This window comes from Caballeronia sp. LZ016 (assembly GCF_031450805.1).
Classification (GTDB): domain Bacteria; phylum Pseudomonadota; class Gammaproteobacteria; order Burkholderiales; family Burkholderiaceae; genus Caballeronia.
Genome location: NZ_JARTVY010000001.1, coordinates 1,291,532 through 1,310,677 on the forward strand (window position 1 = coordinate 1,291,532; position 19,146 = coordinate 1,310,677).

General features: G+C 63.5%; 17 protein-coding genes and 1 pseudogene. 8 read left to right on the forward strand and 10 right to left on the reverse strand.

The window, feature by feature from the left end:
* Window positions 1-36: 36 nt before the first annotated feature.
* Entirely contained in the window at window positions 37-588 is a 552-nt protein-coding gene (locus tag P9220_RS06205) for a hypoxanthine-guanine phosphoribosyltransferase (protein ID WP_309764035.1), read from the reverse strand.
* Window positions 589-688: 100 nt separating this feature from the next.
* A complete protein-coding gene (gene ffh, locus P9220_RS06210; RefSeq protein ID WP_309764036.1) occupies window positions 689-2,056 on the reverse strand; it encodes a signal recognition particle protein in 1,368 nt (455 codons plus the stop codon).
* A 123-nt stretch (window positions 2,057-2,179) separates the two neighbouring features.
* On the opposite strand from ffh, the gene P9220_RS06215 reads away from it, so the two are divergent.
* The 3 genes from P9220_RS06215 to P9220_RS06225 all read left to right on the forward strand — a co-directional run bounded on the left by P9220_RS06215 (window position 2,180) and on the right by P9220_RS06225 (window position 7,105).
* Window positions 2,180-3,094, forward strand: a complete 915-nt coding sequence (locus P9220_RS06215) for a cytochrome c biogenesis protein CcsA (RefSeq protein WP_309764037.1) — start codon at window positions 2,180-2,182, stop codon at window positions 3,092-3,094.
* 25 nt (window positions 3,095-3,119) lie between these two features.
* Complete coding sequence (locus tag P9220_RS06220) at window positions 3,120-3,428, forward strand: PP0621 family protein (RefSeq protein ID WP_309764038.1); 309 nt, start codon at window positions 3,120-3,122, stop codon at window positions 3,426-3,428.
* A gap of 677 nt (window positions 3,429-4,105) precedes the next feature.
* Window positions 4,106-7,105 (forward strand): ribonucleoside-diphosphate reductase subunit alpha, encoded by a 3,000-nt coding sequence (locus P9220_RS06225; protein ID WP_309764039.1) that lies wholly within the window; start codon window positions 4,106-4,108, stop codon window positions 7,103-7,105.
* A 191-nt stretch (window positions 7,106-7,296) separates the two neighbouring features.
* On the opposite strand, the gene P9220_RS06230 is transcribed toward P9220_RS06225, so the two are convergent.
* The gene (locus tag P9220_RS06230; RefSeq protein ID WP_309764040.1) at window positions 7,297-8,694 is read right to left on the reverse strand and encodes an MFS transporter; all 1,398 of its coding nucleotides are present in this window, start codon (window positions 8,692-8,694) and stop codon (window positions 7,297-7,299) included.
* Between P9220_RS06230 and P9220_RS06235 the strand changes: the two genes are divergently transcribed.
* The 5 genes and pseudogenes from P9220_RS06235 to P9220_RS06255 all read left to right on the forward strand — a co-directional run bounded on the left by P9220_RS06235 (window position 8,669) and on the right by P9220_RS06255 (window position 12,068).
* The gene (locus P9220_RS06235; RefSeq protein WP_309765498.1) at window positions 8,669-8,806 is read left to right on the forward strand and encodes a hypothetical protein; all 138 of its coding nucleotides are present in this window, start codon (window positions 8,669-8,671) and stop codon (window positions 8,804-8,806) included. The two genes, P9220_RS06230 and P9220_RS06235, sit on opposite strands and share 26 nt — an antisense overlap.
* Before the next feature lie 7 nt (window positions 8,807-8,813).
* On the forward strand, window positions 8,814-9,023 hold the full coding sequence (locus tag P9220_RS06240; protein WP_309764041.1) for a DUF3820 family protein: 210 nt from the start codon (window positions 8,814-8,816) through the stop codon (window positions 9,021-9,023).
* Window positions 9,024-9,601: 578 nt separating this feature from the next.
* Window positions 9,602-10,843: a ribonucleotide-diphosphate reductase subunit beta gene (locus P9220_RS06245; RefSeq protein ID WP_309764042.1), complete on the forward strand. Its 1,242-nt coding sequence runs from the start codon at window positions 9,602-9,604 to the stop codon at window positions 10,841-10,843.
* 104 nt (window positions 10,844-10,947) lie between these two features.
* Window positions 10,948-11,272 (forward strand): annotated as a pseudogene (locus P9220_RS06250) (hypothetical protein).
* A 31-nt stretch (window positions 11,273-11,303) separates the two neighbouring features.
* A complete protein-coding gene (locus P9220_RS06255; RefSeq protein ID WP_309764043.1) occupies window positions 11,304-12,068 on the forward strand; it encodes a histone H1-like DNA-binding protein in 765 nt (254 codons plus the stop codon).
* A 252-nt stretch (window positions 12,069-12,320) separates the two neighbouring features.
* On the opposite strand, the gene P9220_RS06260 is transcribed toward P9220_RS06255, so the two are convergent.
* The 7 genes from P9220_RS06260 to accB form a co-directional block, all read right to left on the reverse strand.
* Entirely contained in the window at window positions 12,321-12,800 is a 480-nt protein-coding gene (locus P9220_RS06260; protein ID WP_244815181.1) for a hypothetical protein, read from the reverse strand.
* A 25-nt stretch (window positions 12,801-12,825) separates the two neighbouring features.
* Window positions 12,826-13,764, reverse strand: coding sequence for a carbohydrate kinase family protein (locus tag P9220_RS06265; RefSeq protein WP_309764045.1), 939 nt, complete (start codon window positions 13,762-13,764; stop codon window positions 12,826-12,828).
* Between the two features lie 131 nt (window positions 13,765-13,895).
* Window positions 13,896-14,396: a thiol peroxidase gene (tpx, locus tag P9220_RS06270; protein ID WP_309764046.1), complete on the reverse strand. Its 501-nt coding sequence runs from the start codon at window positions 14,394-14,396 to the stop codon at window positions 13,896-13,898.
* 100 nt (window positions 14,397-14,496) lie between these two features.
* On the reverse strand, window positions 14,497-15,720 hold the full coding sequence (locus tag P9220_RS06275; protein WP_309764047.1) for a DUF3426 domain-containing protein: 1,224 nt from the start codon (window positions 15,718-15,720) through the stop codon (window positions 14,497-14,499).
* 48 nt (window positions 15,721-15,768) lie between these two features.
* Entirely contained in the window at window positions 15,769-16,671 is a 903-nt protein-coding gene (prmA, locus tag P9220_RS06280; RefSeq protein WP_309764048.1) for a 50S ribosomal protein L11 methyltransferase, read from the reverse strand.
* 19 nt (window positions 16,672-16,690) lie between these two features.
* Window positions 16,691-18,058 (reverse strand): acetyl-CoA carboxylase biotin carboxylase subunit, encoded by a 1,368-nt coding sequence (accC, locus tag P9220_RS06285; RefSeq protein WP_309764049.1) that lies wholly within the window; start codon window positions 18,056-18,058, stop codon window positions 16,691-16,693.
* Window positions 18,059-18,206: 148 nt separating this feature from the next.
* Window positions 18,207-18,683, reverse strand: a complete 477-nt coding sequence (accB, locus tag P9220_RS06290) for an acetyl-CoA carboxylase biotin carboxyl carrier protein (RefSeq protein WP_309764050.1) — start codon at window positions 18,681-18,683, stop codon at window positions 18,207-18,209.
* Between the last annotated feature and the right edge of the window lie 463 nt (window positions 18,684-19,146).

A 19,146-nucleotide genomic window follows, 5' to 3' on the forward strand; every position in this document is an offset into this window, starting at 1 on the left:
GGCCTCGGCCGCTTTTTTCTTGTCGCGAGAAAAGGCTCACGCTCCTTCGGTCAACGCCCGGATGGTCGGCAAGTTCCGCCAGTAACCCTTCGCATCCATGCCGCAACCGAACACATACCGATCGGGCACTTCGAACCCGCAAAAGTCTGGGCGCAGCGGCTTCGCCTTCGGGATGATCTTCTCGCACAGCACCGCCGACAGGAACTGTTTCGCGCCCATCGCCATGATGCGATCCCGGATGGCGGCCATCGTTTCGCCTTCGTCGAGGATGTCGTCGAGCACGAGCACCACGCGATCCTTCACCGATTCCGCCGGCGCCACGCGCCATTGCATTTCGCTGCCGCCCTTGATGGCGTTGCGATAGCGCGTCAGATGGATGTAGTCGAACTCGAGCGGGAAGTCGAGATGCGGCAGCAGCATGCCGGTGAACACGGCCGCGCCCCCCATGACCGAGAGCACGAGCGGAAAGTCTTCGCTCGTCGCCGCCTTGATGGCCGCAGCCATGCGTTCGATCGATGCGTTGACTTCGTCCGCCGAAACGATCTCTTCGGAGTGGCTGTAGATATGGAGGGCTTCTTCGCGATTCATAGGAAAGCGGGGGAGGCTGATTGCTTGCTGTGGAGAAAAACGGCGGCGCGGACCTTATCATAAACCCGCGCGAAAGCCACGCGGGTCTAGTGCAACGCGATCAACGCATGCCGGGCATCATGCCCTTCATGCCGCGCATCATCTTCTGCAGGTTGCCGCCCTTGAGCTTCTTCATCATGCCGCGCATCTGCTCGTACTGATTCAGCATGCGGTTCACTTCCTGCACATGGACGCCCGCGCCCGCCGCGATACGACGCTTGCGCGCGGCCTTGATCAGCTCCGGCTTCGCGCGCTCCTGCAGCGTCATCGAATTGATGATGCCTTCCATGCGGCGCATCTGCTTCTCGGCGTTGTTCATGTCCGCGCCTTGCGCGGCCTGCTGGAACTGCGCAGGCAGCTTGTCCATCAGCGACGACAGACCGCCCATCTTCTTCATCTGCGACAGTTGCGCCTTGAAGTCGTTCAGATCGAAGTCGCCGCCTTTCTTGACCTTGTCGGCGAGCTTCTGCGCGGCAGCGGTATCCACGCCACGCTGAGCTTCTTCGACGAGCGCGAGGATGTCGCCCATGCCGAGGATCCGGTTCGCCATGCGATCCGGGTGGAAGACTTCGAGGCCATCGAGCTTTTCGGCGACGCCCACGAACTTGATCGGCTTGCCCGTGACATGGCGCACCGAAAGGGCCGCGCCGCCGCGCGAATCGCCGTCGAGCTTGGTCAGCACCACGCCCGTCAGCGGCAGCGCGTCGTTGAATGCCTTGGCGGTGTTGACGGCGTCCTGACCGAGCATCGCATCGACGACGAAGAGGGTTTCGGCGGGCTTCAGCAGCGTATGAAGCTGGGTGATCTCGTTCATCATCGCTTCGTCGATGCCGAGACGGCCGGCCGTATCGACGATCACGACATCGTGATAATGCCGCTTCGCCCAGTCGATCGCCGCGCGCGCGATGTCCGCCGGCTTCTGATCCGGCTCCGACGGGAAGAAGTCCGCGCCGACTTGCTCGGTGACCGTCTGCAACTGGCGGATAGCGGCGGGGCGGTACACGTCGACGGAAACCGTCAGCACCTTCTTCTTCTGCTTCTCGCGCAGCAGCTTGGCGAGCTTGCCGGTGGTCGTTGTTTTACCCGCGCCCTGCAGGCCGGCCATGAGAATGACCGCAGGCGGCGTGACGGCGAGATTGAGTTCGGCCGCCTTGCCTTCGTAGTCGCCGCCGATGACGGCAGTGAGCTCGCGCTGCACGACGCCGACGAGCGCCTGACCCGGCGACAGGCTCGAGAGCACTTCCTCGCCGAGCGCCTTTTCCTTCACCTTTGCGATGAACTCGCGCACGACCGGCAGCGCCACGTCGGCTTCGAGCAGCGCGAGGCGCACTTCGCGCAGCATTTCCTGCGTGTTGGCCTCGGTGAGCCGGGCCTCGCCGCGCAGCGTCTTGACGACGCGCGCCATCCGTTGAGTGAGGTTGTCGAGCATGGGGAATGTAGAGAATGCGGCCCTTGTTTACCTGCGGCGTGAGAGCGGCTTCGCGGCGATGCGCCTTATTTCGGCGCAAGGGGGAAGACGTCGCGGGTTCGGGGCCTAGTGTAAACTTCGAACATGGATATTGTACTGTATGCCCTCACTGCGCTTCTCTACGGCGGACTGGCCGTGGCGGGCTGGCGCGCGCATCGTCATACGGGCGTCGAGCCGGCATTGGCGGGCGTGCCTGCGGGCGTCGGTGCGCCGCCTGCGCCTGCATCGAAAGCGTCCGGCATGAGCGGCGTCGGGCGCGCTCTATTATTAATAGCGTTGCTCGTGCACGGCCTCTTGCTGCACACGACCATCTTCCCGCAGAACGCGATGGTGTTCGGCTTTGCGTTCGCGCTCTCCGCGATGTTCTGGCTCGGCGCGGGCATCTACTGGATCGAGAGCTTCTTCTTTCCGCTCGACGGCTTGCGCCTGCTCGTGCTGCCGCTTGCGTGCGTCGCGTCGCTGTTGCCGCTCGTGTTCGGCGGCGTGCGCGTGCTGTCGTATTCCGCAGCGCCGATGTTCAAGCTGCACTTTCTAATCGCCAACATCGCGTACGGATTGTTCGCCATCGCCGCGCTGCACGCCATCCTGATGCTGATGCTGGAACGCCGCCTGCAGCGCATGCGCGGCCTCGCGATGCGTCACTCCGGCAACAACGGCTGGCTCGCGAGCTGGCTCGACACCTTGCCGCCGCTGCTGACGCTCGAGAAGCTGCTGTTCCGGCTGATCGGCGCGGGCTTCCTGCTGCTGACGCTCACGCTCGTCTCGGGGATCGCGTTCAACGAGCAACTGGTCGATCGCGCGCTGAGCTTCGATCACAAGACCGTGTTCGCTTTCCTGTCCTGGCTGATGTTCGGCGCGCTGCTGACCGCGCGGCGCATCTCCGGCTGGCGCGGGCGCGCGGCGCTTCGCTGGGTGCTCGCATCGTTCGTGGCATTGCTGCTCGCGTATGTCGGCAGCCGGTTCGTGTTCGAAGTGCTGCTGCATCGCGCGGTCATCTGAGCGCGTGATTCCACCTTTCTAGCCGATGCGAAACTTCATTCTTCTAATCGTCCTCTTCTTCGTCACGCAGTGGCTCCTGAAGAAGCTGCGCCGTGCCAACGAGCGCGCGCAATCGGGCGCGACGGGCTCCGCCGGTTCCACGAACTCGACGCGCGGCCGCAATGGCGCCGCCGCGACCGATGCCCCGCAACTCGCCGACCCGCTCATCCGCTGCGCGCAATGCGGCGTGCATACGCCACGCAGCGAATCCATCGTGGTGGCGGGGGAGCGCTTCTGCAGCAACGACCACGCACGCCGTCACGCCGCACGTCCGACAGGCCGCGACGCACGATAAGCACGGTGGCCTTTGCCATCGGTCAAGCGCGATCGATTGCGATCCTCGGATCGCTCGCCAGCGTGCGTCGCCCACATCCATTTCTCCGATTCAGCTCCGCATCGAAGCAACCGGCGAGCCACCGCTGAGCGCCGCGTAAGGGCTTTCTCGCGGCGATGCAGCAGCGTGACGCGCAAGCCCTTGCCGTGCTTTGGCGCAGCAGAAGTCAACCCCGCGCACGCGTTTCCTCAGCAAAAAAAACCTTTTTGAGACCGTGCGAAGTTCCACTATACTTGGTGCCGACAGACGTACTTTGCACTATATCTTGTGTTGTCGAGGCGGCGCCCGCTCCCACGAGCCGGCGCCGTTGGCTTTCCGGCGCAAGAGAAGTTCGGCGGGCGCCGGGCGGTTCCCGGGCTTCGGGGCATACGCGAAGCGCGCCGAGCGCCGGCGAGCAGCATCGTGAGGAAGCAGGCAAGAGAACGCGAGTCGCGTCGACCGATAACCGCGCGCCAACGCGGGTCCCGCACGCGGCGCCAAGAACATGCGGGCCGTCATCGCCGGGAATCGCGTTCAGAGTCGGCTTCACGGCTGGAATTCACAGCCCGGCTTCACCGCAAAAAATCCGCGCGACGCGCGCGGGACAAGTGATAAATCCGCGGATCATCCGCACCATTCGAACACCAGGAGTTTTGCACATGCAAACCACCGAAAACGCCACGTCTTCCTTCGAAGGCGCATCCGCACAGCCGGCAGGCGGTGCGCAGGTTCCGGGCGCGCAAGCGCTCGCGCCCAACACGACGTTTGCCGACTACAAGGTCATCCGTCGCAACGGAAGCGTGGTGTCGTTCGAGCCGTCGAAGATTTCCATCGCCGTGACGAAGGCGTTCATCGCCGTCAATGGCGGGCAGGGGGCGGCTTCGGCACGCGTGCGCGAGCTCGTCGAGCAACTGACGCAGGCGGTCGTGCGCGCGCTCGTGCGCAGCCGTCCGCACGGCGGCACGTTCCACATCGAAGACATTCAGGATCAGGTCGAACTCGCGCTAATGCGCGGCGGCGAGCACAACGTCGCGCGCGCCTACGTGCTGTATCGCGAGAAGCGCACCCAGCAGCGGTCGCAAGAACGTTCGGCCGCGCAGAACGCGCAGTCGCCCGAAGGCGGCGTCATCAACGTGACGGACAACGGCGTCACGCGCCCGCTCGATATGGAAGCGCTGAAAGCGCTGATCGTGTCCGCATGCGCGAATCTGGGCGATGCGGTGTCCGCTGATCCAATCGTCGCCGAAACGGTGAAGAACCTGTACGACGGCGTGCCGATGAGCCAGGTCTACGACTCGGCCATTCTCGCGGCCCGCACGATGATCGAAAAGGACCCGGCGTACAGCCAGGTCACGGCGCGCATCCTGCTGCACACGATCCGCCGCGAAATCCTCGAAGAAGAAGTGACGCAGGCCGAAATGGGCGAGCGTTACGCGGAATACTTCCCGCAGTTCATCAAGCGCGGCGTCGAAGCCGGCCTGCTCGACGAGAAGCTGCAACAGTTCGACCTGAAGCGTCTGGGCGCCGCGCTCGACCAGAACCGCGACCTGCAGTTCGGCTATCTCGGCCTGCAGACGCTGTACGACCGCTACTTCCTGCACGTCGACGGCACGCGCATCGAGTTGCCGCAGGCGTTCTTCATGCGCGTCGCGATGGGTCTGTCGCTCAACGAAATCGACCGTGAAGCGCGTGCGATCGAGTTCTACAACGTGCTGTCGTCGTTCGACTTCATGTCGTCGACGCCGACGCTGTTCAACTCGGGCACGCATCGCTCGCAGTTGTCGTCGTGCTATCTGACGACCGTCGCCGACGACCTCGACGGCATCTACGAAGCGCTGAAGGAAAACGCGCTGCTCTCGAAGTTCGCGGGCGGCCTCGGCAACGACTGGACGCGCGTGCGTGCGCTCGGCTCGCACATCAAGGGCACGAATGGCAAGTCGCAGGGCGTCGTGCCGTTTCTGAAGGTGGTGAACGACACGGCCGTCGCCGTGAATCAGGGTGGCAAGCGCAAGGGCGCGGTGTGCGCGTACCTGGAGACGTGGCACCTGGACATCGAGGAATTCCTCGAGCTGCGCAAGAACACGGGCGATGACCGCCGCCGCACGCACGACATGAACACGGCGAACTGGATTCCCGACCTGTTCATGAAGCGCGTCCACGAAGGCGGCGACTGGACGCTGTTCTCGCCGGCCACGTGCCCGGACCTGCACGATCTGTTCGGCGCGGAGTTCGAGAAGGCGTACACGGCTTACGAAGACAAGGCGGCGCGCGGCGAGATCAAGCTGTTCAAGAAGGTGCCGGCGGCGCAATTGTGGCGCAAGATGCTGGGCATGCTGTTCGAGACGGGCCACCCGTGGATCACGTTCAAGGACCCGTGCAACGTGCGTTCGCCGCAGCAGCACGTGGGCGTCGTTCACTCGTCCAACCTGTGCACGGAAATCACGCTGAACACGAGCGACAGCGAAATCGCCGTGTGCAACCTGGGTTCGGTGAACCTCGTCGCGCACCTGACGAAGCAGGCCGACGGCACGCTCGCGCTGGATCATGCGAAGCTGAAGCGCACGATCAGCGTCGCGATGCGCATGCTCGACAACGTCATCGACATCAATTACTACGCGGTGGCGAAGGCGCGCAATTCGAACCTGAAGCATCGTCCGGTAGGCATGGGCATCATGGGCTTCCAGGACTGCCTGCACTTGCTGCGCACGCCGTACGCGTCTGCGGATGCGGTGGAGTTCGCGGATCGTTCGATGGAAGCTGTCTGCTACTACGCGTATTACGCGTCGACGGAACTGGCGGAAGAGCGCGGCCGTTATGCGACGTATCGCGGCTCGCTGTGGGATCGCGGCATTCTTCCGCAGGACACGATCAAGCTGCTGGCCGAGGCGCGCGGCGGTTACGTCGAAGTGGATTCGACCGAGACGATGGACTGGTCGACGCTGCGTTCGCGCATCGCGACGCACGGCATGCGCAATTCGAACTGCGTGGCGATTGCCCCGACGGCGACGATCTCGAACATTATCGGCGTGTCGGCGTGTATCGAGCCGACGTTCCAGAATTTGTATGTGAAGTCGAATCTGTCGGGCGAATTCACGGTCGTCAACGACTACCTGGTGCGTGATCTGAAGGCGCGCGGCCTGTGGGATGAGGTGATGGTGTCGGACCTGAAGTACTTCGACGGCACCTTGTCGCGTATCGACCGCATTCCGGCGGACCTTCGCGCGATCTACGCGACGGCGTTCGAAGTGGATCCGAAGTGGCTGGTGGAAGCGGCGTCGCGCCGTCAGAAGTGGATCGATCAGGCGCAGTCGCTGAACATCTATATGGCGGGCGCGTCGGGCAAGAAGCTGGACGAGGTCTATAAGCTCGCGTGGCTGCGTGGTCTGAAGACGACGTATTACCTTCGTACGATGGCGGCGACGCACGTCGAGAAGTCGACCGTTGCACACGGTGCGCTGAATGCGGTTCCGTCTTCGGGTTCTGATGGTGGGTTCGGTGCTTCGGGTGCTTCGGGTGGCTCCTCGGCGGCGAGCGGCGCCGCGGGCGGTGGGTTCAATGCGGCATCTGCTTCGGCGGCGGCTGCGCCGGAAGCCGATGGGCCGGTTTGCATGATGCGTCCGGGGGACCCCGGGTTTGATGAGTGTGAGGCCTGTCAGTAAGGGTTTCTAGCTCGGCGCTACCGAGGGCGTTGCTCTCGGGGCGGTTAGGCCGGTCACCGTGGTTTCTTTTCCCCCGGGGGAATAGGGCTTCGGTGCCGGTCTTTTCTTTTGTCGGTCTTGTCGTTTGCGTCGTTAAACAAGCTCACCGAAAGACGAGGCATCCCCCGAACCGCGCGAGCACCGAAACCCATTCATCCCCGCGTCCCACGCGAAATCTCATGTCCCGCATCCCGCGCGAGCCGCGCACTGACCGGCATCGAGAGAAACGAAAACAGACCCACAACCAGAAACGCAGGCCAGAAGTCCGACCACCGCACGGAAGCGTGCCCATTGAGATACTGCGAAAGCTCGAGCGTGATGCCCGCGATCGTCACCCCAAGCCCCAGCGAAACCTGCTGCACGAAACTGGCGAGGCTCGTCGCCCGCCCGACATCGCGCGTCTCGATCTCCGCATAAGCGAGCGAGTTGAGCGAAGTGAACTGCAGCGCAGGAAAGAACCCGCCCAGCAGCACAACCGCCCAGATGACCCACGTCGGGGTGCCGGGAAAGAACGCGCCGCACGCAGCGATTGCGATCCCCGACAACGCCGCGTTATAAAGCAACGTCTGCCGAAAGCCGAAGCGATGCAACACCCGCGACGCCAGCGATCGCATGAACATGCCGCCGAACGCAGAAGCACACGTGATCGCGCCGGACTTGAACGCCGTCATGCCAAGCCCTTCCTGCAGCGCGAGGGGCAGCAGAAACGGCACCGCGCCCAGCCCGATGCGAAAGAGCGAGCCGCCCCCGACGCTCGCCTGAAACGTCGGGACGCGAAAGAAGCGCAAGTCGAGCAACGGCCGCTCGGCGCGTCGCGCGTGCAGGATGTACAGCACGACCATCAGCGCGCCCAGCACGCACATCGCGTACGCGACGCTCGGCGGCACCAGCTCGCCGCCGACGAGCGACAGCCCGAGCATCAATAACACGCCCGCGCTCGCCGAAAGAAAGAAGCCGAACCAGTCGAGCCGCCCGGGATGCTCCTCGCGCGTGTCGGCGATGTATCGATTGGTCAGGTAGATGCCGGCGATGCCGATAGGAATGTTGATGAAGAAGATCAGGCGCCAGTGCAGATACGTCGTAATGAAGCCGCCAAGCAGCGGACCGGCCGCAGGTCCGAGCATTGCAGGCACCGACAGATAGTTCATCGCGCGAATGAACTCCGAGCGACGCACCGAGCGAAAGATGATGATGCGTCCGACAGGCACCATCATCGCGCCGCCGACGCCTTGTATGAAACGCGCGACGGTGAACGTGCCGAGCGATGTCGACGCCGCGCACAGCAACGACCCGACGACGAAGATGCCGATGGCCGTGCGGAATACGACGCGTGCGCCGAACCGGTCCGCAACCCAGCCGCAGATGGGAATGAACACGCCCAGGCCGAGCACATAACTCGTGACCGCAATCTTGAGTGTGACGGGATCGCGTCCGAACGCTCGAGCCATTTCGGGAATCGCAGTGACGATGACGTTGGCGTCGACGCTTTCCATGAACATCGCACATGCGACGATGAGAGGGGCAATGAAAGCTTTGACGGCGAGCGGCATCAGAGAACGCGATCATCATGGCGGGAGGAGCGGCGATTATGGCACCGATGTGGAGCACATGCCGACGGTCACCGACGCGCTATGTGACGCGATGAACATACACGAGGAGTGAAGAAGCGATGGACCCGCAAGACCTGCAACGTCTCGTCACGCAGACGATGCCCTACGGCAAGTACAAGGACCGGCTCCTCGCCGACTTGCCCGGACACTATCTCGCATGGTTCGCGCGTGAGGGTTTTCCTCAAGGCAAGCTCGGCGCGTTGCTCGCACTCATGCACGAGATCGATCACAACAACCTGCGCTCACTGCTCGATCCACTGCGGCGATGATGCTTTTTTCGCACTTGCGCGGCGGCCCTATAGGTTGTATGAGATGGGCGCAGCGGACACAATATCTTGTAGCGAACGCGCCGAAAATGCTAAACTTCGGCAACGAAATCGACGCGGTGGAAACGCACCAGGCGGCGTCCATCAGCGAGTCGAAAGTGTCGTCGGTGCGCGCGAGATGCATACGAAGATCGCGCGTATCAGTGCCGCTTCATCGTCAATGACATCGCATTCGAGATCGCATGAGTCGCATCGAGTTCACGCGTGTCGAAGATCCATGCGAGTCATCGAACGCCGTACATCGGCACGTGCTGCGTCTGCGTTCACACCACAGCTTCGAAGCATCGATGCAACGCAGCGCAGAAGGTATCGAAGCACTCGATGACAGTCAGTCAGGACCGCTTCACACCTGTCTCATCGATGCCCGCATCACGCGTCACACACGAAGCGAAGAGCCAAGTGTTGTATGCAGGTAGCAACGCTGAATCCAAATCGCTGGAAAACGAGAATTTTCATGAGCAAGCTCTTTTATCGCTCATGAAAAGATGGTACAAACCGATCTAAATTGATGGTGAGAATTTATGCTCAACTGGGATGACGAGAACACGACCGTAGCTCCCTCGAGCGCTTCGCAACAGAACTCGTTGCGCAACGCTCAAGGCACGACTTTCGGTACGCAAGCAGCGCATGCTGCAGCTCATCAAGCCGCCCATCAGACTGCTCAGGCGAACAACATCTTCTCCGATGGCTTCGTTCCCCCCGCAGCCGCCACGCCCTCCGCTGGCGCCATCGCCGCGCAGAGCGAAGCGCGTGTCAACGTCGCAGACAAGCGCATCATCAACGGCAAGACCGACGTCAATCAACTGGTCCCGTTCAAGTACAAGTGGGCGTGGGAAAAGTACCTCGCCGGCTGCGCGAATCACTGGATGCCGCAGGAAGTGAACATGTCGCGAGACATCGCCCTGTGGAAAGACCCGAACGGCCTGTCGGATGACGAGCGTCGCATCGTCAAGCGCAACCTCGGCTTCTTCGTGACGGCGGACTCGCTCGCCGCGAACAACATCGTGCTCGGCACGTATCGTCACATCACCGCTCCCGAGTGCCGCCAGTTCCTGCTGCGCCAGGCGTTCGAAGAGGCGATCCATACGCATGCGTATCAGTACATCGTCGAATCGCTCGGTCTCGACGAAAGCGAGATCTTCAACGCGTATCACGAAGTCAAGTCCATCCGGGACAAGGACGAGTTCCTCATCCCGTTCATCCAGACGTTGACCGATCCCGCGTTCACCACCGGCACGCTGGAAGCGGACCAGAAATTGCTCAAGTCGTTGATCGTGTTCGCCTGCATCATGGAAGGGCTGTTCTTCTATGTGGGCTTCACGCAGATTCTGGCGCTGGGTCGCCAGAACAAGATGACGGGCGCGGCGGAGCAGTACCAGTACATCCTCCGCGATGAATCGATGCACTGCAATTTCGGCATCGACCTCATCAACCAGATCAAGCTCGAAGAGCCGCAACTGTGGACCGCCGACTTCAAGGCGGAGATTCGCGAGCTCTTCAAGCAGGCTGTTGATCTCGAATATCGCTACGCTGAAGACACCATGCCGCGCGGGGTTCTCGGCCTGAATGCGTCGATGTTCAAGAGTTACCTGCGCTTCATCTGCAATCGGCGTTGCCAGCAGATTGGCCTGGACCCGCTCTACCCGAACGAGGAAAACCCGTTCCCGTGGATGAGCGAAATGATCGACTTGAAGAAGGAACGCAACTTCTTCGAGACACGCGTGATTGAGTATCAAACCGGCGGCGCGCTGACCTGGGAATAACAACGAGCCCAGGACGTGTTGCAGACGAAATCGATGGGACGGGCAGGCAGCGGCGTGACACTCACGCGCGCCTGACCGACAAGGTTTAGGAGAACGGTCGCCTGATGCAAAGTGCGCCTACTGACTTAACGGAGCAAGTGATCCGATTGGAAGACAGGCGTTTTGCGTTCCCTTCATTGGGATGGGCAAACTTCCCCCCGGAAAACGCCAGCGGCAAGCTCGCTGGCTCGATCAAGCGATGGGCAGCGCTGCGTATGCGCGCTGACTTTATTTGGCGCGCGGTGCCTCGGGGCACGGCGCGCCTTGCCGTATTCATTAGCGTAAGCAGGTGGGATCAGCGTACGCCGATGAATAATCCGCTTCGTAGCGTGTGCCCTGAGAGCCTCCACGCGGGAAGCGGGTTTTGACGAAGGGTGTTGTTTGAACTGACTCTCATCTGAAAACCTGAAGGAGAAAAATCATGGCAGTTGCCAAGAAGAAACCCGCCGCGAAGAAGGCCGCAGCAAAGAAAGTCACCGCCAAGAAGGCAGCCGCTCCGGCGAAGAAGGTAGCAGCGAAGAAGGTTGCCACCAAGAAGGTCGCTGCGAAGAAAGTCGCGGTGAAGACGGTTGCCGCCAAGAAGGCAGCGCCGGCCAAGAAGGCAGCAGCGAAGAAGGTCGCGACCAAGAAAGTAGCGGCGAAGAAGGTTGCAGCGAAGAAGGCGCCGGCGAAGAAGGCCGCAGCCAAGAAAGTCGCTGCCAAGAAGGCGCCTGCCAAGAAGGCCGCAGCCAAGAAAGTCGCGACCAAGAAAGTAGCGACGAAGAAGGCCGCAGCGAAGAAGGCGCCTGCGAAGAAGGCTGCCGCCAAGAAGGCGCCTGCGAAGAAAGCGGCCGCCAAGAAGGCTGCCGCCAAAAAGGCCCCCGCCAAGAAGGCTGCTGCGAAGAAGGCCCCTGCGAAGAAGGCGTCGGCGAAAACCGCCTCTGCCCCTGCCCCTGCCGCGCCTGCTGCTCCTGCGCCCGCTTCGACGTCGGCGTCGGCGCCTGCTCCGGCAGCGAAGAAAGCTGCACCCGCAGCGAAGAAGGCTCCGGCCAAGAAGGCCGCTGCCGCCAAGAAGACGACGGCTGCTGCTCCCGCAACGACGGCAACGACTGTCTCGACGCCCGCTCCGGCCGCTCCGGCTGCAGCGGTCAAGACGGCGCTGAACCCGGCGGCAGCATGGCCGTTCCCGACGGGCAGCCGTCCGTAAGTCTCGGCACCAGCAGGACGCATCATCGCGGCACACTTCGATGTGCCTTAGGACCGGGTAGGGCTACCCGGCCTCAACCCGTCGCGGGGGAAACCCGGCGGCGGGTCTTTCGTTTATGGGGCACTCAGCGAGTTGCCCGCACGCCCAGGCGATCGGCCAACAAGAAAAGCGCATGCCTCTTTCGATGCATGCGCTTTTCTTGTTGGCCGAAGCGTCGCTATGGATTCTTCGGCTGAATGCGTCCGCGCTTGCTTAGTGCGTCACGCGCGTCACGCCGCCGCTCGACAACAGGCGAACGCGCTCGCCAGCTTGAAACACTTCGCCGTTCGATGTCTGCGTGATCGCGCGAAGATCGCCGTTGTCGAGGCGCACGGTGATCTCGAGCCCGTTCTTCGTTGCGACGCTGTTCTCGACCGCGTTACCCGCAACCGCGCCCGCCAGGCCGCCGATGATGCCCGCGATGATCGACCCGTTGCCGCCGCCGATGGCGCTGCCCGCCGCGACGCCGCCAAGCGCGCCGCCACCGATTGCGCCGAGACCGGTCGGCTGCCCGTTGTTCGAACTGATCTTCACGCCGCGCACGCTTTCGACGGTCGCCATGCGCACCGTTTCCTCGCGCTGCGCCTGCGACGCCGTATAGACGTCCGGCGAACTGCTGTTATAGGCGCAGCCCGTCAGCGCCACTGAGCCGATGAGCGCTGCTGCCAGCACGATGCGACTTACCGTTTTCATCCCTTCACTCCCTTCTTCCACTCGCTCACGACAGGCTGGTTCCGAATGCCTGCTTGAAACGCTCTTCGATTTCGGCGCGCGTCGGCGCATAGGTTTGCGGGCCCTGATGTTCGATCTTCAACCCACCCATCAGACTCGCGAGACGCCCCGTCTTTTCCCAGCCAAGATTGTTCTCGATGCCGTACAGCAGGCCGCCGCGGAACGCGTCGCCACAACCGGTCGGATCGATCACCTGACGCGCCTTCGCAACCGGCACGTCGAGCACGCCGCCTTCATGATAAATCTGGGCGCCATGCTCGCCGCGCGTCACGACAAGCGCATCGACACGGCTCTTGATGTCTTCTATCGACCAGCCGGTCTTGTTGCTCAACAACTTGGCTTCGTAATCGTTGACCGCCACGTATTTGGCAAGTTCAATCATGCGACAGAGTTCTACACCTTCAAGGATAGGCAAACCCTGACCCGGATCGAAGACGAACGGCACGCCCGCAGCCGCGAATTGCGCTGCGTGTTCGCGCATGCCGTCGGCGCCGTCCGGCGCCACGATGCCGAGCGTGATGCCCTGCGCTTCGTCGGCGCGGTTGAGGTGCGATTCCATCATCGCGCCGGGGTGGAACGCGGTGATCTGATTGTTCGCGAGATCGGTCGTGATGAAGCATTGCGCCGAATGCTGACCGGGCAGCACGCGCACATATTCTTTCGACAGACCGAGCGCGTCGAGGCGATCGATGTAGAGCTGCGCGTCCGCTTCGCCGAGCGTCGCCATGATCTTCGGATCGCCGCCGAGCAGTTTCAGCGCATACGCGATGTTGCCCGCGCAGCCGCCGAAGTTGCGCCGCATCGTCGGGACCAGGAAGCTGATGTTCAGCATGTGCACCTGATCCGGCAGGATGTGGTCGCCGAAGCGGCCCTGGAAGGTCATGATGTTGTCGTAGGCGAGCGAGCCGCAGATGAGCGTAGCCAAGGCGAACGTCCTTTAAGTTGGGATGCCGAGCAAGAAAATGCGCATACGGCGCGCGGCGGCGGCCTTTCGGCTCGGAGCGGCAGCCGCGCCCCGTATGCGCGGACCGCCAGAAGCGGTCCGGGTCGTGCAGCTTACTTCAGCGCCGACAGCGCCGCATCGTAGTTCGGCTCGTCCTTGATTTCCGGCACGAGTTCCGCATGCAGCACCTTGTTGCTTTCATCGAGCACGACGACAGCGCGCGCCGTCAGTCCCTTGAGCGGGCCGCTCGTGACATCGACGCCATACGCCTGCGCGAATTCACGGCCACGGAACGTCGACGCCGTCACCACGTTGGCGAGCCCCTCCGTCGTGCAGAAGCGCTTGGCGGCGAACGGCAGATCGCCCGACACGACGAGCACGACGGTGTTGTCGAGCTTGCCGGCGGATTCGTTGAACTTGCGCGTGGAGGTGGCGCAAGTGGGGGTGTCGAGGCTCGGCACGATGTTCAGCACCTTGCGCTTGCCGGCGAAGCTCGCGAGCGTGATGTCGCCGAGGTCCGTGCCGACGAGCGTGAACTCGGGGGCCTGCTGTCCTGCGCTCGGAAACGTGCCGCTGACTTCGATGGGATTGCCGCCGAGGGTAACTTGACTCATGTTGCGCTCCAGAGAGATGTCAGATGCTGACGGGAAGATGCACTTGGCGTTAGCGCGATTCAGCGGACAGGACGTGGACGCCCGTCGCGCGATCGCGCCATCACGGATAGAAGACCTGAACGCGGTAATTCGCGGCGACGGCATCGCCGGTATCGAGCCGCACGACGACCGGCTGCGCGCTTTGCGGCGGAAGGCCGATGGCGAATATCGTACCCGGTCGCGCGTAATCCTGCGGCCAGAGCACGCGGCGGATGGCGACATCGCTTTTATCGTCGAGCAGCGTGAGTTCGAGCGCCGGATAGGCGAGGGGAACGTCGGCGCGATTGCGCAGCATCAGCTTGAGTTCGAGCTTGTGCGGACCGTCGACCTGACGCAGCCCCGAACTCTCGATCTGCAGTCCCGCGATATAGCGCGGCGGCGAGAACGTGCAGCCGACTTCGGTGCAGATATCGGCGTAGAGCGCGCGCGTGCCGGGCATGTAGACCATCACCGCTTCGCGCTGCCACCACGCGAGCTGCATGAGAAACATCACCGCGAGCACCGCGGCAAGCAGGTAGCCGGCGATCAGCACGCCTTTCCGCCCGCGCTTGGGCGGCTGCGCGGCGGGACGCGGCTCGCGCATCACGGGAAACGCTTCGTTCGCGCTCGGCGCATGAGCCGCGCCCGGTTGGGACGGCCTCGTGCCGAAGCCCGGCTCGTCGTCGTGCCAGGCGGGCGTGGGCTCGACCGGTGGTGCCGGACGGGCAGGCGGCGTATCCGCCTGGCGATGCCCGGGGCCGATGAACGGCTCCGCGCGGTCGTCGACAGGATTCACGAAGCGCGTCGGCGGCGGTTCGGCACGCGGCGGCGCCGGCTGGGCGCGATCGCCGTCTGGCGCCTTCACCCGAACGAAGGGTTTGCGCCGGTCGTCCGCCGGAGGCTCGACAGCCGGTTCGTTGGCTGCATCTTTTCGAACCGGTCTCGCCGATGCCGCAGCGAATGCCGGCGGCTTCGCTTGGAGCGTAGGGTCGTCGTCTTCGGGGGATGAAGTCCGCTTGCCGAGTTCCAGCGTGCGGGGCACGGCGAGCGTGGGCGGCTCGTGATCGGCTTCGCTCGTCGGCGCAGTGAACGTGGACGGCCCGACCGCGACTTCATCGTCGACGATGGCGGCGTGCTGCGCTTCGTCTGCTGCCGCGGCGTCGTCCGGAAGCTCGAACGTGTGATGCGCGGCGTCGAAGACTTCCTGACAGTGGCCGCAACGCACACGGCCATCATGCGGTGCGACCAGATGCGGGTCGAGCCTGAATACGGTTTCGCAGTGAGGGCAGCGGGTTGCGAGCGCCATTTCTAATGCCATTGGCCTCGCGGCCGCGTCGTGAACGATGGCGCTATTCTAAAGGCTTTCGCGGCGCGTTCCGGCGAGGCACACCCAGCCTTCGTGCTCGCGCCAGACGGCGATGTCGATCCATCGCGCGTAGACCGCCGCGACTTCGTCGGCCTGTCGAGCGAGGATGCCCGACAGCGCGATGCGCCCGCCCGGTTTCACCTTCGCGGAGAGCATCGACGCCATCAGCTTGAGCGGATTGGAAAGAATGTTCGCAACGACGATATCGAACTCGCCGGCGGGGCATTCGTCGGGCAGGCCGTAGGCGACATCGGCGTGGTTGCGTTCGCTGTTCTGGCGCGCGGATTCGACCGCCTGGGGATCGATGTCGATGCCGTGGACCGGATCGGCGCCGCACTTCTTCGCAAGAATGGCGAGGATGCCCGAGCCGCAGCCGTAGTCGAGCAGCGACTGCCCCGGCTTCACCGATTGCTCGAGCCATTCCATGCACAGGCGGGTGGTCGGATGGCTGCCCGTGCCGAACGCGAGGCCGGGGTCGAGTTCGAGGACGAGCGCGGACGGATCGGGCGCGTCATGCCACGACGGCACGACCCAGATGCGCTCGCCGATCGGAATCGGATCGAACTGCGCCTGCGTCAGGCGCACCCAGTCCTGTTCTTCCACGACGCGCACCGAGAACGCAGGCGTCGCGTTCAGGCCGATTTCGTTTGCGGCCGCCGCGAGCAGCACGGCGGGATCGGCGTCTTCGGCCAGCAGCGCGACGACGCGCGAACGCTTCCACGCGCTGCGCTCCGGCGTGAGGCCGGGCTCGCCGAATAGCGGCTGCTCGTCGGGCGTATCGGCGTCGGCGTCTTCGACCGATACCGACAGCGCGCCGATGTCCAGCAGCGCGTCCGACAACGCTTCCGCGTGCTCGCGGTCCAGCTCGGCGATCAGTTCCCGGTAACTCATGCTCGTGTCTCTATCCGACTCAGGACTCTTCCGCCACCGCCGCCTGACGCGCGGCCAGCTTGTTCTCGAGGTAGTGGATGCTCGTGCCGCCCTCGACGAACTTGGCGTCGATCATCAACTCGCGATGCAGCGGGATGTTGGTCGAAATGCCCTCGACGACCATTTCCGACAGCGCGATGCGCATGCGGTTGATGGCCTGCTCGCGCGTCGCGCCGTAGGCGATCAGCTTGCCGATCATCGAATCGTAGTTCGGCGGGACGAAGTAGCCGTTGTACGCGTGCGAGTCGACGCGGATGCCCGGCCCGCCCGGCGCATGCCACGACGTGATGCGTCCCGGCGACGGCGTGAACTTGAACGCGTCTTCGGCATTCACACGGCACTCGATGGCATGGCCGCGGAACTGAATGTCCTTCTGGCGGAACGCGAGCTTCTCGCCGGCGGCGATACGAATCTGCTCCTGCACGATATCGACGCCCGTGATCAGCTCCGTCACCGGATGCTCGACCTGCACGCGCGTGTTCATTTCGATGAAGTAGAACTCGTTGTTCTCGTACAGGAATTCGAACGTGCCTGCGCCGAGATAGCCCATCTTCTTGCATGCGTCGGCGCAGCGATCGCCGATTCGGTCGATCAGCCGCCGCGCGATACCCGGCGCGGGTGCTTCCTCGATGACCTTCTGGTGACGGCGCTGCATCGAGCAATCGCGCTCGCCGAGCCAGATCGCGTTGCGGAACGAGTCCGACAGCACCTGAATCTCGATATGCCGCGGGTTCTCCAGGAATTTCTCCATGTAGACCTGCGGATTGCCGAACGCGCGGCCCGCTTCTTCGCGCGTCATGTTGACCGCGTTGACGAGCGCTGCTTCCGTATGCACGACGCGCATGCCGCGTCCGCCGCCGCCGCCCGCCGCCTTGATGATGACCGGATAGCCGATCGCGCGGGCAATCTTCACGATCTCCTTCGGATCGTCCGGCAACGCGCCTTCCGAGCCCGGCACGCACGGCACGCCGGTCTTGATCATCGTCTGCTTGGCGGTGACCTTGTCGCCCATGAGGCGGATGGTTTCGGGGCGCGGCCCGATAAACGTGAAGCCCGACTGCTCGACGCGCTCGGCGAAGTCGGCGTTCTCGGAGAGGAAGCCGTAGCCGGGGTGGATGGCTTCGGCGTCGGTGACTTCAGCGGCGCTGATGAGCGCCGGCATGTTCAGATACGACAGGTTCGACGGCGCCGGTCCGATACACACGGCTTCGTCGGCGAGCTTGACGTACTTGGCTTCCTTGTCGGCTTCCGAATAGACGACGACGGTCTTGACGCCCAGTTCGCGGCACGCGCGCTGGATGCGAAGCGCGATTTCGCCGCGGTTCGCAATGAGGATTTTTTCAAACATGGCTGTGGGTCGGCTCATCAACGGGCACGCGCGAGCGGCCCTCGGGATTCGAATCGGCGGCGCGCGCTTGCACGAGTCATGCTGAAGCGCGCGCCGGCGCGGTGCAGCCGGCAGACGGAGCGACGCCCCGGCGCACGGCCCGACGCGCTTAGTCGCCGATCACGAAGAGCGGCTGGCCATACTCGACCGCCTGACCGTTCTCGACGAGGATTTCCTTCACGACGCCGGACTTGTCCGCTTCGATCTCGTTCAGGAGTTTCATGGCTTCGATGATGCAGATGGTCTGGCCTTCCTTGACCGTATCGCCGACCTGGACGAACGGATCCGCACCCGGCGACGGCGCGCGATAGAACGAGCCGACCATCGGCGACGTCACGATGTGGCCCTGCGGCGCGGAAGCCGCCGGCGTCGCTGCGCCCGCGCTCGCGCCGGCATCGACGCCCGCGGAAATGCTCGGCGCGGACTGCGTCTGAGCCTGCGGCGCGTACTGCTGCGGCGCCTGCATGTAGACCGGTGCTGCGTTCTTGACGATGCGAACCTTGCCTTCGCCCTCCGTCACTTCCAGCTCCGAGATGCCGGATTCCGAGACGAGGTCGATCAGCGTTTTCAGTTTACGAAGGTCCATCGAAAAATCCCCTTTCAATACTTGGAGACCGGGACTGCCCGGTGCTTGACTTGATTTGTGGGTGTATGACGTCAGCCGCGAGCCGGCGCGAGCGGCCCGCTGGCGCGCGCATGCATTCGGCGCATCGGTGCGCCCGCCCATGCGCGGGCTGCAAAATCGGCGGAGTCGATCGGCACGCGGAGAACGCTCGCACGGAACGTCATGGCGTGATCGCCTGGAAGCGCGCGCCCGAACGGCACGCGAGCAGTCTCATTTCGCGCGGCGCGGCGGCACGGCCCGTTCGATCGGGCATCGGCTGGTTCAGCTGCGTGGCTTTGCGGCGCCGGCGGAATGATCATGGTCGCTTCGGTTGTGCGGAATTCGGCGCACTTTAGCGCCGTTTAGAGAATGTTGTCTAGTTTTGCCGTGCAAGCGCCAAAATCGGGACGGGAGTATTTACCGGCAATGTCGCTACCGAAGGACG

Excerpts from the sequence above, each read along its gene's own strand:
- P9220_RS06235 (WP_309765498.1), top strand. The coding sequence starts at position 8,669 with ATGAAAGCTTTGACGGCGAGCGGCATCAGAGAACGCGATCATCATGGC.
- P9220_RS06230 (WP_309764040.1), bottom strand. The coding sequence starts at position 8,694 with ATGCCGCTCGCCGTCAAAGCTTTCATTGCCCCTCTCATCGTCGCATGT.
- accB (WP_309764050.1), bottom strand. The coding sequence starts at position 18,683 with ATGGACCTTCGTAAACTGAAAACGCTGATCGACCTCGTCTCGGAATCC.
- P9220_RS06205 (WP_309764035.1), bottom strand. The coding sequence starts at position 588 with ATGAATCGCGAAGAAGCCCTCCATATCTACAGCCACTCCGAAGAGATC.
- P9220_RS06260 (WP_244815181.1), bottom strand. The coding sequence starts at position 12,800 with ATGAAAACGGTAAGTCGCATCGTGCTGGCAGCAGCGCTCATCGGCTCA.
- P9220_RS06215 (WP_309764037.1), top strand. The coding sequence starts at position 2,180 with ATGGATATTGTACTGTATGCCCTCACTGCGCTTCTCTACGGCGGACTG.
- P9220_RS06275 (WP_309764047.1), bottom strand. The coding sequence starts at position 15,720 with ATGGCGCTCGCAACCCGCTGCCCTCACTGCGAAACCGTATTCAGGCTC.
- P9220_RS06225 (WP_309764039.1), top strand. The coding sequence starts at position 4,106 with ATGCAAACCACCGAAAACGCCACGTCTTCCTTCGAAGGCGCATCCGCA.
- P9220_RS06220 (WP_309764038.1), top strand. The coding sequence starts at position 3,120 with ATGCGAAACTTCATTCTTCTAATCGTCCTCTTCTTCGTCACGCAGTGG.
- ffh (WP_309764036.1), bottom strand. The coding sequence starts at position 2,056 with ATGCTCGACAACCTCACTCAACGGATGGCGCGCGTCGTCAAGACGCTG.
- P9220_RS06245 (WP_309764042.1), top strand. The coding sequence starts at position 9,602 with ATGCTCAACTGGGATGACGAGAACACGACCGTAGCTCCCTCGAGCGCT.
- prmA (WP_309764048.1), bottom strand. The coding sequence starts at position 16,671 with ATGAGTTACCGGGAACTGATCGCCGAGCTGGACCGCGAGCACGCGGAA.
- tpx (WP_309764046.1), bottom strand. The coding sequence starts at position 14,396 with ATGAGTCAAGTTACCCTCGGCGGCAATCCCATCGAAGTCAGCGGCACG.
- P9220_RS06240 (WP_309764041.1), top strand. The coding sequence starts at position 8,814 with ATGGACCCGCAAGACCTGCAACGTCTCGTCACGCAGACGATGCCCTAC.
- accC (WP_309764049.1), bottom strand. The coding sequence starts at position 18,058 with ATGTTTGAAAAAATCCTCATTGCGAACCGCGGCGAAATCGCGCTTCGC.
- P9220_RS06255 (WP_309764043.1), top strand. The coding sequence starts at position 11,304 with ATGGCAGTTGCCAAGAAGAAACCCGCCGCGAAGAAGGCCGCAGCAAAG.